Source organism: Streptomyces sp. NPDC006925, assembly GCF_042869575.1.
Classification (GTDB): Bacteria; Actinomycetota; Actinomycetes; order Streptomycetales; family Streptomycetaceae; genus Streptomyces.
On sequence record NZ_JBIAGB010000035.1, the window covers coordinates 36,798 to 51,645 of the forward strand.

Below are 14,848 nucleotides of genomic sequence, written 5' to 3' on the forward strand. Positions count from 1 at the left end.
CAGCGGTACGGGCAGAGCGGATCCACAGCTGCGTCGCACAGGGCGCGGACGGTGTGCTCCCCGGCCTCCGGCCCGGTGGGCGGGAACGGCGGGAGCGGCTCTGCCCGCGGTGCTCGGCACGCGGGCGTGTGACTCGCTTCGGGGCGCGAGTCGCCTCGGTCAGCTCAGGCGGGGGCCCTCAGCGGGCACACATTCGCCCGGTGGGCGACGGCCAGGCGCGCACAGGCATACAACGAGCACCGGGCGCCATCGTCGCCTCGGTCGCCAGGGTGCGGCAGCTCGTCGTGTTCATGGGGCAAAGTAAATCAGACAGGGCCGACGGCACGGCGCACTCTGTCCGCATCGCGGACGGTCGAATGGACACCGCGGGACACCGCACCGCCGTCCCCGCCGCGTTCAGTCCTCCGCGACGACGGTCACGCCCGAGGCCGTGACCTGGGCCGTCACCGAACCGAGGTGCTCGACGACGACGTCGGCGCGCAGCTCCTCGCGAGGGTGCGTTGTGGCCAACCCCACGGTGCCCATGCCCGCCCTGCGGCCCGCCTCCAATCCGGCGGGCGCGTCCTCGAAGACCACGCACCGCGCGGGGTCGGCGCCCAGCTTCCGCGCCGCCAGCAGGAAGGGCTCCGGATCGGGCTTGCCGCGGGTGATGTCGTCGGCGGCCACGAGGAACGGCGCCTCGACGCCCACCGCACGCAGCCGGGCCTCCGCCAGTTCGCGGGTGGCCGAGGTGACCACGGCCCAGCTGCCCTCCGGCAGCGCGGCCAGCAGTTCGGCCGTGCCCGGCAGTGCGACGGCGCCGCCCCGCGCCACGTCCTCGATCTCCATCCGGCCGATCCGGGCCACGGCCTCGGGGACCCGCTCGGCGGGCAGCAGATCGCCCACGATGTCCGCGGCCGGGCGCCCGTGCAGCTCGACGGCGGCGAAGTCCTCCGGGCTGATCCCGTACTCCCGCGCCCAGGCCGTCCAGCAGCGGAGCACCGAGTCCATCGAGGAGAGCAGGGTGCCGTCGTTGTCGAACAGCAAGGTCACGGGGGCTTCGAACTTCATGCCGGGCAGCGTACGCGGGCGTCCGGGGGCGCACGTCGGCGGGCCCGGACGCCCTTCTAGACTCCTTCACATGCTCACCCCGCTCACCGTCGCGCTCGCCGTGGCCGCGCTCGTGCTGGCCGCGTGGTGCGGCTGGGCGGCCTACCGCGACCAGCCCACCAAGGACTGGCACTTCCTCGGCATGGCCGTGGTGACCCTGCTCGCGCTGGCCCAGCTCGTGGTCGGCATCGTGCAGGCCGCGCGGGGACACACGGCTGCCGACGGCTCGGTGATCTTCTTCTCCTACCTGGTCGGCGTGGTGGCCTGCGTGCCGGTGGTGGGGCTGCTCTCACTGACGGAGCGCACCAAGTGGGGCTCGCTGACGGTGGTCGCAGGCGCCGTCGTGCTGGCGGTGCTCCAGGTGCGGCTGTACGACATCTGGGGAGGCGGTACCGGTGGCTGAGGACACGAGGGACGAGGCGGCCGGCACCCCGGCGGACGGCGCGGCGGCCGCGAGCGGGCGCGCGGGGATCAGCACCGGACCGGGCAAGCTCCTGGTCACGCTGTACGGGATCTTCACGGTGGGCGCGGCCTCGCGCTCGGCCGTCCAGCTCTCCACCCGCTTCCACGAGGCGCCGCTGGCCTATCTGCTCTCGGCGGCGGCCGCGCTGGTGTACGCGTTCATCACGCTGTCCCTGGTGCGCGGCGGCGAGGGGGCCAGGAGGGCCGCCCTCGCCTGCTGTGCGCTGGAGCTGTTCGGCGTGCTGGCGGTGGGCACCTGGACGCTGGTGGAGCCGTCCGCGTTCCCGGATGCCACGGTGTGGTCGGACTACGGCATGGGGTACCTGTTCATCCCGGTGCTGCTGCCGGTGACGGGGCTGTGGTGGCTGCGGCGCGGCCACCACAGCCCGGCGGCTGCCGGAGCCTAGGCGCTGGCGGCGTACTCCGCGGCGTCCTTGGCGAGCGCCACCAGCGTCACGCGGCGGTCGCGCTCGGTACCGACCGGGGTGTAGCCCAGCCGCCGGTACAGGCGCAGATTGCTCTCGCTGCGGCTGCCGGTCACCAGGTGGTAGCGCTTGGGCCCGAACGCGTCGGCCAGGTGGGACTCGACGGCGGCGAGCAGCCGGCCGCCCAGTCCGTGCCCCTGGAGGCGGGGGTGCACGCACAGCCTGCCGATCCGCGCCGTGCCCTCGGCGTCGACGCTGCCGCGTACGGTACCCACGACCTCCTCGCCCAGCCGGGCCACCAGCACGCAGCCCGCGGCGAGCTCGGCCCGCAGTTCCTCCAGCGTCTGGACCAGCGGCTCGATGCGGTAGTCGCCGTAGAGCTCCGCCTCGCTCTGGAAGCAGAGGTACTGGAGCTTCAGTATCTGTTCGGCGTCGTGTTCGTCCGCCGCAGAGATGGTCACGCTCATGCCCATGTGCGCATGCCTCCCCAAGTTGTGTGCGCACGGGCACGGGAGAGTGAGGGTGCCGTGTCCGTGCTGTCTGCCCTGGTGACGCCGGTTGCCTCTCGCACCCTTCCCCTGAGTCCAGGTGGTGGAACCTGTGCCGCGAGCATTCTGCGCAGGCATTCCAGGCAGCGGGAACGCAGCGGCCCCAGCGCACCCTGTGACATTCCCAACTCACGGGCGATTTGCGGGTATGTGGGGTCTTCCCGGGACAGCAGAGCGCCCAGCAGGGCGGGGCAGCGCCCCGGCAGCCGGGCGACGGCCGCGGCCAGTTCGCGGCGGCGCTCGGCGGCCAGCAGCGGCGCCTCGGTGTCGCTGGCCGGATCGGCGGTTCCGTCGGCCGCGGTGATCCGCTGCGGCCAGGCCGCGCGGGGCGGTGGCGGTCCGGCGGCCCCCGGCAGCCCGCACGGTCCGCGGGAGCCCCCGCGGGCCTCGGCGCGCACCGCGGCGGCCAGCCAGGCGGCGGGGTCGGCGGGCGGGCCGGACGCGCGCAGTCGCTCCAGCCAGCGCAACCGGACGCCCTGGAGCAGGTCCTCGGCATCGGTGCCGGGCAGCGCCGCGGCCTCGGCGGTGCACTCGGCCCACAGCAGTGCCCGCAGCTCCGGCTCCCGCGAGGCGGGCCGCGGCACGTGGGGTTCGCTCATACGCGGCTGCACGCACGCCGCCCGTCCGCGGTTGCGGAACGGGCGGCGCATCACTCGTGCGAGTGAGATCGGACCGGTCGGCCGCCTGGCTCGGAGGCACGGGCCGGCGGGCAGCGTGCGAGGCGGCCCGGAGCGGTCAGCGGCGGTCGCGGAAGTCCGCGGCGGCCAGCAGCGCGGTGTCGCAGTTGTCCGTGAAGATGCCGTCGATCCCCGTCTCGAACCAGCGCTTGAAGGCGCCGAACGCGTCGCCGTACGCGTTCGGGTCGTCCCCCTTGCGGAAGTCGGCGGGCAGGAAGGTGTTCTCGTTGCGCATCGTGTACGGGTGCAGCACCAGCTTCCGGGCGTGCGCGTCGCGCACCAGCGTCGTCTCCTCGCCGAGCGAGCCGTCCTCCCTACGGGGGATGATCAGGTCGAGGGTGGGGCCGATGCCCTGGGCGAAGCCGGCGATCCACTTCAGACCCTCGGGCTTCACCAGGTCGGCGACGGTGCGCGGGTCGCCCGACTCCACGAAGTCCCAGGGGCGCGAGGTGGGGCCGGAGAGCAGTACGACGCGGGGGCAGTCCACCAGCTTGTCCAGCCGCTGGATGCTGCTCGGCTCGAAGGACTGCAGGAAGTTGGGGGCGTGCGCCTTGTGCCGCCCGTACCGCCGCAGCAGGGTGACCAGCCGTTCCTCCAGGCCGAGGCCCAGCTTGCGGAAGTAGGTGGGGTGCTTGGTCTCGATGTGCAGCCACACCGGGCGTCCGCGCCGCCTGCCCTGCTTTTCGGCCCATTCCAGGACCTCGGCGAAGCTGGGCACCTCCCAGCGGCCGTCGTAGAGGGTGTTGCGCTGCCGCTGCTGCGGGATCCGCTCCTCAGCGCGCAGCGTCTTCAGCTCCCGGAGGGTGAAGTCCTCGGTGAACCAGCCGGTGAGCTCCTTCCCGTCGACCGTCTTGGTGGTCCGGCGGGAGGCGAACTCGGGGTGGTCGGAGACGTCGGTGGTGGCGGTGATGTCGTTCTCGTGCCGGCACACCAGGTGCCCGTCCTTGGTGGGGACGAGGTCCTGTTCGATGACGTCGGCGCCCATGTCGAGGGCGAGTTGGTAGGAGCCGAAAGTGTGCTCGGGGCGGTAGCCGCTGGTGCCCCGGTGCCCGATGACGGCCGGGGTCGGCAGCCGCCGGTGGCCGTGTCCGTGCCCGTCGGTGCGGGCCGCCGCGGCCTGCGCGGTGCCACCGCCGAGGGCGACCGCGCCCGTACCCGCCGCGCTCAGCACCGCCGCGGCGCCGAGCACTGTTCTGCGGCCCGGCTGCTGCTCCTGTCCCATGCGCTCTCCTCAGTCCCGGTGGCACCGATGTCCGGCCCTGCCACATGTCGGGCTGATCGTAGGACCGGCCGGGCGGCGGCGGGGAGACGTCCGTGCGAACACGGCCGAAACACCGGCCGGGCGACGCGCGAGCACCTGAGCAATACGGACGCAATCCACGTCAATTCCTCGTAACGGTGCAAGAAACCCGGTGTGCCGGGTACCCGGAGCGGCGAGTATCGTCCTCATCTGCGCTTCCGTGCGCATCGACCACGCGCACGGCCATACCGACTGGGCGGAGGGTCCGTTGTCCCGTTTCCGGCTGATCAAGGCAGTGCTCGGCCCGCTCCTGCGCGTGCTGTTCCGGCCGCGGGTCGAAGGGGCCGACCGCATCCCCGGCTCGGGTCCGGTGATCCTGGCCGGCAACCACCTCACGTTCCTCGACTCGATGATCCTCCCCCTGGTGACCTCGCGGCAGGTCTTCTTCATCGGCAAGGACGAGTACGTCACCGGCAGGAGCCTCAAGGGCCGGCTGATGGCGTGGTTCTTCACCGGCGTCGGCATGATCCCCGTCGACCGGGACGGCGGACGCGGCGGCGTGGCCGCGCTGATGACCGGCCGCCGGGTGCTGGAGGAGGGGAACGTCTTCGCCATCTACCCCGAGGGCACCCGCTCCCCCGACGGCAGGCTCTACCGCGGCCGTACGGGCATCGCCCGGCTGGCCCTGATGACCGGCGCGCCGGTGGTGCCGTTCGCCATGATCGGCACGGACGAGGTGCAGCCGGGCGGCAACGGCCTCCCCCGGATCGGCGGCGGCCGGATCACCGTGCGGTTCGGCGAGCCGCTGGACTTCTCCCGGTACGAGGGCATGGACCGGGACCGCTATGTGCTCCGCGCGGTGACCGACGAGGTGATGAGCGACGTGATGGACCTGTCGGGCCAGGAGTACGTGGACGTCTACGCCACGAAGGCGAAGGCGGCCTGAGGGAGCGCCCGGGCCGGGGCGCTTCGTCCGCGGCCCGCAGGGTCCGTCGGCACCGGCCGGGTCCGGACCGGCTCCGGCAGCCGGACTCCGCGGCAGGCGTGCGGTGCGCCGCCGCTCAGCCCTCCTCCAGCCGCTGCCCGCGCAGCAGCCGCCAGGCCAGGAACGCGGCGGCGAGCAGGACGACGGCCCCGGCACCGGCCCCGTACCGCAGTCCTTCGGTGAAGCTGTCGCGGGCGGCGTCCAGCAGTCCGGTCCCTGCGGCGGCCGGCAGCGCGTCCGCGGTCCGCACCGCCTCCCCCAGCGACTGCCGGGCGTGCTCGGCCGCGTCCGGGGGAACGCCCTGCGGGGTGCCGAAGGAGCGGTAGACGCCGGTCACCACCGAACCCAGCAGGGCGATGCCGAGCGCGGCGCCCAACTCGTAGGCGGTCTCGGAGACCGCCGAGGCCGCGCCGGCCTGCTCCTTGGGAACGGTCGAGAGGATGACGTCCGCGGTCACGGTGAACGCCAGGCCCGCGCCCACCCCCACCACCAGCAGCACACCGCCCAGCAGCAGATAGCTCGTCGTCGGCTGGAGCCACAGGCAGGCGCCGAGGGCGGCTCCCACCGCGGCCAGCCCGCCGGAGACGGCCCCACGCACGGACGTACGGCGGGCGACCCGGCCCGCGAACAGGCCCGCGACGACGGAGCCGATGGCGGCGGGCAGTTCGGCCAGACCGGCCTGGAACGGGGAGCGGCCCTGCACCATCTGGAGGAACTGGGAGAGGAAGAAGACCAGTCCCGACAGCCCGAGGATGGTCAGCAGATCGGCGAGGACGGCGCCGCTGAAGCCGCGGTGGGCGAACAGCCGCATGTCCAGCAGCGGCGCGGGCAGCCGCAACTGGCGCCGCACGAACGCGTACAGCGCGCCCGCTCCGACCACAGCCGCGGCCACGGCGTCCCAGCTGAAGCCGTGGGTGGCGGTCTCCTTGACGGCGTAGACGAGCGCGATGAGGCCCACCATCGACAGTCCGACGCTGGGCAGGTCCCAGGGGCCCGGGGCCGGGTTCCTGGACTCCGGCAGCAGCTTGGCGCCGACCAGTACCAGCACCACCATCACCGGCAGGTTGATCAGGAAGACCGAGCCCCACCAGTAGTGCTCCAGCAGGAACCCGCCGACGACCGGGCCGACGGCGGTGCCCGCGGCCGTCATCGCGCCCCAGATGCCCACGGCCAGGCTGCGCTCCCGCGGGTCGGGGAAGATGTTGCGGATCAGCGCGAGGGTGGCGGGCATCAGGGTGGCGCCCGCCACGCCCATCAGCGCCCGCCACAGGATCATCGCCTCGGGGCTGTGCGCGTAGGCGGTGAGCACCGACAGCGCGCCGAACGCCACGGACCCGGTCAGCAGCAGCTTCTTGCGGCCGATCCGGTCGCCGAGGCTGCCCATGGAGACCAGCATTCCGGCGATGACGAACGAGTAGACGTCGCCGATCCACAGCAGTTGGGTGCTGGAGGGCCGCAGGTCCTCGCTGAGGAAGGGCGCGGCCAGGCCGAGCACGGTGACGTCGATGCCGACCAGCAGCACGGCGAGGACCAGCACGGCCAGCGCCACCCACCGCAGCCGGGAGGGGCCGGTGTCCGCCGGGGTGCTGCCGGGACCGGTGGCGGTGGTGCTGCCGCTCATTCCTCCACGCTCCGCCGTACGCCGCCGAGCAGCAGCTCCGCGGTCATCCGTACCGAGTCGCGGGCCGCGACCCTGCCGTCCTGGACCGCCCAGGCCGAGGCGGTGATCAGCGCGTAGAGCGCTTCGGTCAGCCAGGCCGGGGACAGATCGATCCGGAAGGCCCCTTGGCGCTGTCCGCGTTGGAAGAGGGCGCTGATGCGCTCGTCGATCCTGGTCCAGCCCGCGTGCTGCTCGCCGGGTTCGAAGAGCTGGTTCTCGGTGACGAGGAAGCCGAGGAAGCCGGCCAGCGGCTCGGTCTCGGCGATGACCCGGCGCACCGCGTCGGCCGCGTCCCCCTCTTCCGTCCGGGCGGCGTCCAGTGCCGCGTCGAGACGGCGGAGGCCGAGTTGTTCGAGCGCGCGGATGAGCGCCTCCCGCCCGGCGAAGTGCCGGTGCAGCGTCGCGCGGCTGATCCCGGCCGCCTTGGCGATGTCGTCCATGGAGGAGGTCGGCCGTCGGGTCAGGACGTCGGCGGCGGTGCTCAGCAGCTCTTCCCGATCCAGACTCATGAGACAACAGTACTCCATGTGAGACATGAATGTCGCATGTGAGGCACGGAAAGCGCCCCGCCGCAGTGCGGCGGGGCGTGGAGGCCCGCACGGCTCACCGGGCTGCCCGCCGGCGGCGGCGCACCCGTCCCCGGCGGCGGGCGCGCCGTCTGCGCGGAGGGCCGCCCGCGGGGGCCGCCCGCACGGGCCCGGCTGCCACGGGTCAGCGCCAGGCGCAGCTCCCCAGGGTGGCGCCCTTCTTCAGGGCCCGCTCGGCGGCCTTCTCCGGCAGCACCCGGGTCTTGGCACCGCTCCCCCTGCCGGTGCACACGGCGGTGCGGTCCGCGTAGCCGGCGACGTCCAGCAGGATCTGGTCCCAGTGCCGGTACTGCACGTCGTGGCCGCTGTCGTCGTAGCGGCGGGTGACCGGCTCGCGGGGCAGCGCGTCGGCCCAGCGTGCCTGCGTCGCGGGCGGGACGGTGGTGTCCTTCGCGCCCGTGTACACGAAGGCCGGCGCCCTGAGTCCGGACAGGTCGGGGCCGGGGCGTTCGCAGTACAGCCGCTGCTCGTGGACCTGCGCCTCGGGGTCGCCCAGCTGGCCGCGCAGGTAGTAGGAACGGGCGCCGTCCTCCTCGGCCCGGTCGGTGAACCCGGGGATCTTCCGCACGGGGCTGTCCTCGGGGAAGGCCCACCACGCGCGCGGGTCGCGGATCTGCTCGCGGACGGCCGACGCCAGTTCTTCGTCGCTCCTGCCGCAGTATCCGGGCTTCTCGCCGTAGGGCGGGAGTGCAGCCGCCAGGTGCAGGGAGGAGACCCGCCCGGGCGCGGCCGCGGCGAAGTGCGCCGCGTAGGGGCCGCCCCCGGAGATCGCGACCACGGGCGCCTTGCGGATGCCGAGCTTGTCGAGGACGGCGCGCACGTCGGAGGTGTAGTCCGCGAAGCCCAGCTCCGGGTCGAACTCCGTGTCGCCGAGGCCGTTCCGCTCCACGGAGATCATCCGCAGGCCCAGCTTCTGCCGGGTGGTGCGCAGGAACTCCGTCATGCCCGAGGCGCGGGCCGTGGTGCCGGTACCGCCCACGAAGAGCACGGGGGTGCCCTCGCTCTCGCCGGTGTCCGCGTAGTGCACGGTGCGGCCCTCGTGGCGCAGCTGGTGCATCGGCGGGCCGAGCGGGTCGAACCGGTCCTGGACCGCGGGCTCGGGCTTCCTGGAGGCTTCGGCCTGCGAGGCTCCGGCGGTGAAGCCGATCCCGCCGGCCACCGCGGCCACGGAGAGGGTGAGCGCCAGCGCGGCTCTCGATGCCTTTTTCATTTCTCGGTCTCCCAGTGTCTCAATGTGCGGGAGACCACCTGCCCCGGAGTCGGTTGAACATGCAACGAAATCCGCAGCTCTGCCGCTCCGCCACCGGGGTGACCTGCGGCGTCACTCCCAGGGCAGCTCGGCGCGGCGCCGCCAGTAGACCTCCGGCTCCTCCACCAGGTCGCCCGGCAGGGCCAGTTGGGTCTCGTCCAGGTCGACCGCGGTGGCCAGCAGATTGGAGTGCAGCGCGCCCACGGTGGCGGCACCGGAGAGGACGACCCCGGCCCACGGCTGCCGCAGAACGGCTGCCAGCGCGACGGCATCCGGAGTGGTGTCCGCCGCCTCGGCCGCCAGGTGCAGGTCCCGGGGCTCCTGACCGCCTGCCAGCCGACCGTTGGCCAGGGCTTCCTTGACCAGTACCGTCAGCCCCGCTTCGTGCGCCTCGGCCAGCGCGTCGGCGGCGGAGGTCTCCAGCAGATTGTAGGTGCTCTGGACGGTACGGAAGAGCGGCTCGCCGTCCACGGTGACCGCCAGTGCCGCGCGGATGGCGTCGGCCTGCGCCGGGCCGCTGGTGCTGAAGCCGACCGTGACACCCTCGGCCGCCAGTTCGGCCAGCCGCTGATGCAGCGCGGTGTCCGTCAGCGCGGGGCTGTCCGGGGTCACCGAGTGGATCTGGTAGAGGTCGAGCCGGTCCCCCAGCAGCTCCCGGGTCTCCGCGAGCTGCCGCTCGAACGCCGCCAGGGAGTGGTCCTTGACCTCGTGCACCTCGGCGTCCGTACGCCACTCGCCCACATAGGTGTAGCCCCACTTGCTGCCGACGACGACGTCGGCCTCCGGGTGCTCGCGCAGCCAGTCCGCCAGGAACTCCTCGGCACGCCCGTAGGAACGGGCCACGTCGAGGTAGCGCACGCCCTGCGCGTAGGCGGCGTCCAGGAGTTCGTACGTCCGGGCCCGCATCGCCTCGGGGGTGCGCTCCGCGGGCAGGTCCGCCTCCCGGCCGAGCGTGAGGTAGGCGGGACGGCCGACGGCGGCCAGCCCGAGGCCGAGGTGGGCCGTCGGTGTGGTGGCAGAGGCGAGACGGGCGAAGGACATCGGCTGCTCCCGGCCGGGCGGTTTCGACGGTGGCGGCTCCGGTCGCTCCACCGTACCCGGCACACGCCTCCGGGCCCCGCACCCGGTGCGGGGCCCGGAAGTGTCGCCGGGCGCGCTCCGGCACCCGGCCGGACGCGCCCACCCGCGCGCCGCCCGCGGGCCGGGGCCCGGAGGAGCGGCGGACGGCGGACGGCGGACGGCGGACGGCGGACGGCCGATCAGCGCTTGGCGTCCGCCCAGGCGCGCTGCTCGTCCAGGTCGGCGCGGAAGTCGGCGAGCTGCGCGGCCACCGCGGAGGGCGCGGTGCCGCCCTTGCCGTCCCGTGCCGCCAGCGCGCCCGGCACGTTCAGCACCTCGCGCACCTGGGGAGTGAGATGCGGCGAGAGCGCGGCGAACTGCGCGTCGGTCAGCTCGTCCAGCTCGATGCCCGTACGCTCGCACTCCTGCACGCAGGCACCCGCCACCTCGTGCGCGACCCGGAACGGGACACCCCGTTTGACCAGCCACTCGGCGATGTCCGTGGCCAGCGAGAACCCGGCGGGGGCCAGCTCGGCCATCCGGTCGCCGTGCACCGTCAGCGTCCCCATCATGCCGGTGAACGCGGGCAGCAGCAGCTCCAGTTGGTCGATGGAGTCGAAGACCGGCTCCTTGTCCTCCTGCAGGTCCCGGTTGTAGGCCAGCGGCAGCGCCTTGAGCGTCGCCATCAGCCCGGTCAGATTCCCGATCAGCCGGCCGGACTTGCCGCGCGCCAGCTCGGCGATGTCCGGGTTCTTCTTCTGCGGCATGATCGAGGAGCCGGTCGAGAAGGCATCGTGCAGCGTCACGAAGGAGAACTCCTTCGTGTTCCAGAGGATGACCTCCTCGGCGATCTTGGAGACGTCCACGCCGATCATCGCGGTGACGAACGCGAACTCCGCGACGAAGTCGCGGGAGGCCGTACCGTCGATCGAGTTCGCCGCGCTGCCGCCCTCGAAGCCGAGATCCGCGGCGACGGCCTCCGGGTCGAGGCCGAGCGACGACCCCGCCAGCGCGCCCGAGCCGTAGGGGGAGACCGCGGTGCGGGTGTCCCACTGCCGCAGCCGCTCCGCGTCCCGGGCGAGCGCCTGGGCGTGCGCCAGGACGTGGTGCGCGAAGAGAACGGGCTGGGCGTGCTGGAGGTGGGTGCGGCCCGGCATCGCCACGTCCGGATGCGCCTCGGCGAGGCCGACGAGCGCGCCCTGCAGATCGGCCAGCAGGCCGCCGAGGACCCGGGCGTGGTCCCGCAGGTACATCCGGAAGAGGGTGGCGACCTGGTCGTTGCGGGACCGACCGGCACGCAGCTTGCCGCCGAGGTCCTTGCCCAGCCGCTCCAGGAGGCCGCGCTCCAGCGCCGTGTGCACGTCCTCGTCGGCGATCGTGCCCTGGAAGTCGCCGGAGGCGACATCCCGTTCCAGCGCGTCCAGGCCGTCGAGCATCCGGCTCAGCTCGTCGCCGGTGAGCAGTCCGGCCGTGTGCAGGACGCGGGCGTGGGCGCGGGAGCCCGCGATGTCGTACGGCGCCAGGCGCCAGTCGAAGTGGACCGATGCGGAGAGCTTCTCGAGGGCCTCCGCCGGGCCGTCCGCGAAGCGCCCGCCCCAGAGGCGGACGTCCCCGTTGTCGGCGCTGTCGCTGTTCTCGCTGCTCACTGGTGGGTGCCTGTCCGTGTGGTGGTGGAGAGTGACCCTGCCCCGCCCTTCCCGACGAACGGAAGGGCGGGGCAGGGCCGACGAGCTTACGCCTGCTGGTCGCGCTTGGCGGCCATCTTGCTGCTGAGGCCGAAGATCTCGATGAACCCCTTCGACATCGACTGGTCGAAGGTGTCACCGGTGTCGTAGGTGGCCAGATTGAAGTCGTACAGCGACTGGTCGGACCGGCGGCCGGTCACCACCGCGCGCCCGCCGTGCAGCGTCATCCGGATGTCGCCCGAGACGTGCTCGTTGGCCTCGTCGATGAAGCCGTCCAGGGCCCGCTTGAGCGGGGAGAACCACATACCGTCGTAGACCAGCTCGGTCCACCGCTGCTCGACCTGCCGCTTGTAGCGGGCCAGCTCGCGCTCGACGGTGACGTTCTCCAGCTCCTGGTGGGCGGTGATCAGCGCGATGCCGCCCGGGGACTCGTAGACCTCGCGGGACTTGATGCCCACCAGCCGGTCCTCGACCATGTCGATCCGGCCGATGCCCTGGGCCCCGGCCCGCTCGTTGAGCTGCTGGACGGCCTGCAGGACGGTGACGGGCTTGCCGTCCAGGGCGACGGGCACACCCTTCTCGAACGTGATGACGACCTCGTCGGCCTCCCGCGGGGTGGCGGGGTTGGAGGTGTACTCGTACACGTCCTCGATCGGAGCGTTCCAGATGTCCTCGAGGAAGCCGGTCTCCACCGCACGGCCGAAGACGTTCTGGTCGATGGAGTAGGGCGACTTCTTGGACGTCGCGATGGGCAGGCCCTTCTCCTCGCAGAAGGCGATGGCCTTGTCCCGGGTCATGGCGTAGTCGCGGACCGGCGCGATGCACTTGAGGTCGGGTGCGAGGGAGGAGATGCCGGCCTCGAACCGCACCTGGTCGTTGCCCTTGCCGGTGCAGCCGTGGGCGACCGTGCCGGCGCCGTGCTTCCGGGCGGCGCTCACCAGGTGCTTGACGATGGTGGGCCGGGAGAGGGCGGAGACCAGCGGGTAGCGGTCCATGTAGAGCGCGTTGGCCTTGATCGCCGGAAGGCAGTAGTCCTCGGCGAACTCGTCCTTGGCGTCGGCGACCTCGGCCTCGACGGCACCGCAGGCCAGCGCGCGCTTGCGGATGACATCCAGGTCCTCGCCGCCCTGACCGACATCGACGGCGACGGCGACGACCTCGGCACCGGTCTCCTCGGCGATCCAGCCGATGCAGACTGAGGTGTCCAGGCCGCCTGAGTAGGCGAGTACGACGCGCTCGGTCACTGGCTTCTCCTTACGTGCATGCGCTGACTGGTATAAGTATGCACTCCGCCGTATGTTTCGTCAACGCCTGCCTGACCTGCAACAACGCACGCCTGACAGAGAACGCAGCCACCCGGCACCGCCGGACCGGCCTCTCTGCCCCCGGAGGCGCGGGAGGGGCCCCAGCCGCCCGCGACGGGGGACGCACCGGCGACCGGGGCCGCCCCACACGGCTACCCCATGGGCCGAGCGGCTACCCGATGGCGCGTACCAGGAGCGTCCCCACCGTCCGCGGACCCGGCGGCGCCTCGACCGCGGGCTGCCGACGCACTGAAGCCGTGCTCGCCGTCCTCCTCGGGGAGGTCGGGAACGTCGTTCGTCCCCACTCTCTGCGGCGTGGTCCGCTGGTTCCGGGAGGTCGGCCGCGTCTCCTGCCTTGCCCGTGACGCCGGCGCCTCCCAGGCCACCGGCTACCGCTACCTGCACGAGGGCATCGACGCCTCGGCGCAGGACAGCCCTGACCTCCATGAGGTCCGGCGGCAGTGCCATGAGGACGCCATGCCCTACGTCATCCTGGACGGCACCCTGATCTCCGGCGACCGTGTCGCGGAAAGGACGGAGAAGGGCAACGATGTCTGGTTCTCCGGCAAGAAGCGGCACTTCGCCGACAATGTCCAGTTCCTCGCCGCCCCCAACGGCGACCCTCTGTGGGTCTCCGACGTCGAACCGGGCTCGATCCACGACCTACGTGCTGCCGGCCCTCTACCCCGGCGGCCCGCGATGGACTGCCCACGCTCGCCGACGTCGGATACACCGGCGCAGGGATCGGCATCCACACCCCGCTGCGGCCGCACCCCGGCATTCCCTCGCCGCTGTGTCTGGACAACCGCACCCACAACCGCCTCCGGCGCGGCATCCGAGCCCTCCGCGAACGCGCCGCAGTTGCCCTCAAACAACGCTGTGCCGCCCTCCAGCACATCACCCTGCGTCCGAGCCGCTCGGCGACATCACCAAGGCCTCACTCACGCTCACGACCGCATGGGGACGAGTCGCTGAGAAGACCTCACTGAACTTATCCTAAATAGCTGCAGGTCAGCATGAATGAGGTTCACTGAGCCGCGGCCAGGAAGGTCAGCTGCCGCACTTCTTCTCTTTCTTGATCTCTGCTGTCGCGGGAACGACCAGCTCCCGCAGACTCTTGCGCAGATCCTTGGCCCCGATGTCGTCGGGAGTGCGTATGGAGGTGACTCGGACCGCCAGATATCGGGTGCGGGGCGTCCGGCAGGGAACGATGACCACGGAATTGTCGTCATCGACCCTACCCTCACCCTTGTAGGGAAGATTCCGGATGGGGACGGGGTTCTCCGGCAGGCCGAACTTCATGGCTTTGACGTACTTGGGTGGATGACTCTCCTCCACAGCGATGGAGAGCTTTCCGTCGACGAGAACATCGCAGCTCGTCCCGTTGGTGCCGCGGCTGCTCTTCTCCTTCAGCCTCCTACCCTCCGGCAGCAGCCTCTCCAGCGGCTTGCTCTTGACGGGCGTTCCGCAGAGCTTCTCGGGCACGGCATAGGACTCGCCCTCACCGCAGGCCACGAGCCCCGTGCCGAGAGCAGCGACGACCAGAGCGTGCGGGACCGCCCGAGCGCATCGGCGCATCAGTCGCCCACCCGCGCCTTGTGGTCGAGCTTTCCATGGTCGGCGGCGGAGTAGAACTTTTCCCTGCACCCGTATTCTCCGTCCCACCCCTCACCTTCGTGCTCCGGCTTGTTCGCCCAGTCGCTGTTGACCGAATCCCACTCCTGCGCGAGAGCCGAGATGCGTTTGTCGTTGAGGTATCGAATCTTCGTATTCTCCAAAGTGTGCGACTCTGTCGGGGATCTTGGGCGTGACCTCATTTCCCCTGTCGCCACCAGCATTCCCAGGTCAGGCCGCGGGTGTCGAGGTACTGCTGGAATG

At 72.1% G+C, this 14,848-nt stretch carries 16 protein-coding genes; 4 read left to right on the plus strand and 12 right to left on the minus strand.

Features of this window, described 5'->3' with window-relative positions; translation table 11 throughout:
• Positions 1-396: 396 nt before the first annotated feature.
• Complete coding sequence (locus ACFYNS_RS29955; protein WP_388605925.1) at positions 397-1,050, minus strand: HAD-IA family hydrolase; 654 nt, start codon at positions 1,048-1,050, stop codon at positions 397-399.
• Between the two features lie 70 nt (positions 1,051-1,120).
• Between ACFYNS_RS29955 and ACFYNS_RS29960 the strand changes: the two genes are divergently transcribed.
• The gene (locus ACFYNS_RS29960; protein WP_360303613.1) at positions 1,121-1,492 is read left to right on the plus strand and encodes a hypothetical protein; all 372 of its coding nucleotides are present in this window, start codon (positions 1,121-1,123) and stop codon (positions 1,490-1,492) included.
• Positions 1,485-1,958: a hypothetical protein gene (locus ACFYNS_RS29965; protein WP_388605927.1), complete on the plus strand. Its 474-nt coding sequence runs from the start codon at positions 1,485-1,487 to the stop codon at positions 1,956-1,958. Before ACFYNS_RS29960 ends, ACFYNS_RS29965 begins: the two co-directional genes overlap by 8 nt.
• Here ACFYNS_RS29965 and ACFYNS_RS29970 read toward each other — a convergent pair.
• From ACFYNS_RS29970 to ACFYNS_RS29980, 3 genes are all read right to left on the minus strand, one after another.
• On the minus strand, positions 1,955-2,449 hold the full coding sequence (locus tag ACFYNS_RS29970; RefSeq protein WP_360303615.1) for a GNAT family N-acetyltransferase: 495 nt from the start codon (positions 2,447-2,449) through the stop codon (positions 1,955-1,957). The genes ACFYNS_RS29965 and ACFYNS_RS29970 overlap by 4 nt on opposite strands.
• Complete coding sequence (locus ACFYNS_RS29975; RefSeq protein WP_388605929.1) at positions 2,440-3,123, minus strand: sigma-70 family RNA polymerase sigma factor; 684 nt, start codon at positions 3,121-3,123, stop codon at positions 2,440-2,442. The genes ACFYNS_RS29970 and ACFYNS_RS29975 overlap by 10 nt, the downstream gene beginning before the upstream one ends.
• A gap of 136 nt (positions 3,124-3,259) precedes the next feature.
• Entirely contained in the window at positions 3,260-4,423 is a 1,164-nt protein-coding gene (locus ACFYNS_RS29980) for a glycerophosphodiester phosphodiesterase (RefSeq protein ID WP_388605930.1), read from the minus strand.
• 286 nt (positions 4,424-4,709) lie between these two features.
• Between ACFYNS_RS29980 and ACFYNS_RS29985 the strand changes: the two genes are divergently transcribed.
• Positions 4,710-5,387, plus strand: a complete 678-nt coding sequence (locus tag ACFYNS_RS29985) for a lysophospholipid acyltransferase family protein (RefSeq protein ID WP_360298338.1) — start codon at positions 4,710-4,712, stop codon at positions 5,385-5,387.
• A gap of 115 nt (positions 5,388-5,502) precedes the next feature.
• Here the strand turns inward: ACFYNS_RS29985 and ACFYNS_RS29990 are convergent, their stop codons facing one another.
• The 6 genes from ACFYNS_RS29990 to ACFYNS_RS30015 form a co-directional block, all read right to left on the minus strand.
• Positions 5,503-7,047, minus strand: a complete 1,545-nt coding sequence (locus tag ACFYNS_RS29990; RefSeq protein ID WP_360298299.1) for an MFS transporter — start codon at positions 7,045-7,047, stop codon at positions 5,503-5,505.
• The gene (locus ACFYNS_RS29995; protein ID WP_388605932.1) at positions 7,044-7,595 is read right to left on the minus strand and encodes a TetR/AcrR family transcriptional regulator; all 552 of its coding nucleotides are present in this window, start codon (positions 7,593-7,595) and stop codon (positions 7,044-7,046) included. Before ACFYNS_RS29995 ends, ACFYNS_RS29990 begins: the two co-directional genes overlap by 4 nt.
• A gap of 202 nt (positions 7,596-7,797) precedes the next feature.
• Complete coding sequence (locus ACFYNS_RS30000; RefSeq protein WP_388605934.1) at positions 7,798-8,883, minus strand: alpha/beta fold hydrolase; 1,086 nt, start codon at positions 8,881-8,883, stop codon at positions 7,798-7,800.
• Between the two features lie 111 nt (positions 8,884-8,994).
• The gene (locus tag ACFYNS_RS30005; RefSeq protein ID WP_388605936.1) at positions 8,995-9,963 is read right to left on the minus strand and encodes an aldo/keto reductase; all 969 of its coding nucleotides are present in this window, start codon (positions 9,961-9,963) and stop codon (positions 8,995-8,997) included.
• Positions 9,964-10,181: 218 nt separating this feature from the next.
• Positions 10,182-11,627: an argininosuccinate lyase gene (gene argH, locus ACFYNS_RS30010; protein WP_388605938.1), complete on the minus strand. Its 1,446-nt coding sequence runs from the start codon at positions 11,625-11,627 to the stop codon at positions 10,182-10,184.
• Positions 11,628-11,713: 86 nt separating this feature from the next.
• On the minus strand, positions 11,714-12,910 hold the full coding sequence (locus ACFYNS_RS30015) for an argininosuccinate synthase (protein ID WP_388605940.1): 1,197 nt from the start codon (positions 12,908-12,910) through the stop codon (positions 11,714-11,716).
• Positions 12,911-13,285: 375 nt separating this feature from the next.
• Between ACFYNS_RS30015 and ACFYNS_RS30020 the strand changes: the two genes are divergently transcribed.
• Entirely contained in the window at positions 13,286-13,945 is a 660-nt protein-coding gene (locus tag ACFYNS_RS30020; protein WP_388605942.1) for a transposase family protein, read from the plus strand.
• 75 nt (positions 13,946-14,020) lie between these two features.
• Here ACFYNS_RS30020 and ACFYNS_RS30025 read toward each other — a convergent pair whose 3' ends face one another.
• Together ACFYNS_RS30025 and ACFYNS_RS30030 are read right to left on the minus strand one after the other, a co-directional pair.
• On the minus strand, positions 14,021-14,455 hold the full coding sequence (locus tag ACFYNS_RS30025; protein WP_388605944.1) for a hypothetical protein: 435 nt from the start codon (positions 14,453-14,455) through the stop codon (positions 14,021-14,023).
• 92 nt (positions 14,456-14,547) lie between these two features.
• On the minus strand, positions 14,548-14,748 hold the full coding sequence (locus ACFYNS_RS30030) for a hypothetical protein (RefSeq protein ID WP_388605946.1): 201 nt from the start codon (positions 14,746-14,748) through the stop codon (positions 14,548-14,550).
• Positions 14,749-14,848: the final 100 nt, after the last annotated feature.

Coding starts and splice junctions, on each gene's coding strand:
- ACFYNS_RS29955 (WP_388605925.1), bottom strand. CDS start 1,050: ATGAAGTTCGAAGCCCCCGTGACCTTGCTGTTCGACAACGACGGCACC.
- ACFYNS_RS29960 (WP_360303613.1), top strand. CDS start 1,121: ATGCTCACCCCGCTCACCGTCGCGCTCGCCGTGGCCGCGCTCGTGCTG.
- ACFYNS_RS29970 (WP_360303615.1), bottom strand. CDS start 2,449: ATGGGCATGAGCGTGACCATCTCTGCGGCGGACGAACACGACGCCGAA.
- ACFYNS_RS29975 (WP_388605929.1), bottom strand. CDS start 3,123: ATGAGCGAACCCCACGTGCCGCGGCCCGCCTCGCGGGAGCCGGAGCTG.
- ACFYNS_RS29980 (WP_388605930.1), bottom strand. CDS start 4,423: ATGGGACAGGAGCAGCAGCCGGGCCGCAGAACAGTGCTCGGCGCCGCG.
- ACFYNS_RS29990 (WP_360298299.1), bottom strand. CDS start 7,047: ATGAGCGGCAGCACCACCGCCACCGGTCCCGGCAGCACCCCGGCGGAC.
- ACFYNS_RS29995 (WP_388605932.1), bottom strand. CDS start 7,595: ATGAGTCTGGATCGGGAAGAGCTGCTGAGCACCGCCGCCGACGTCCTG.
- ACFYNS_RS30000 (WP_388605934.1), bottom strand. CDS start 8,883: ATGAAAAAGGCATCGAGAGCCGCGCTGGCGCTCACCCTCTCCGTGGCC.
- ACFYNS_RS30005 (WP_388605936.1), bottom strand. CDS start 9,963: ATGTCCTTCGCCCGTCTCGCCTCTGCCACCACACCGACGGCCCACCTC.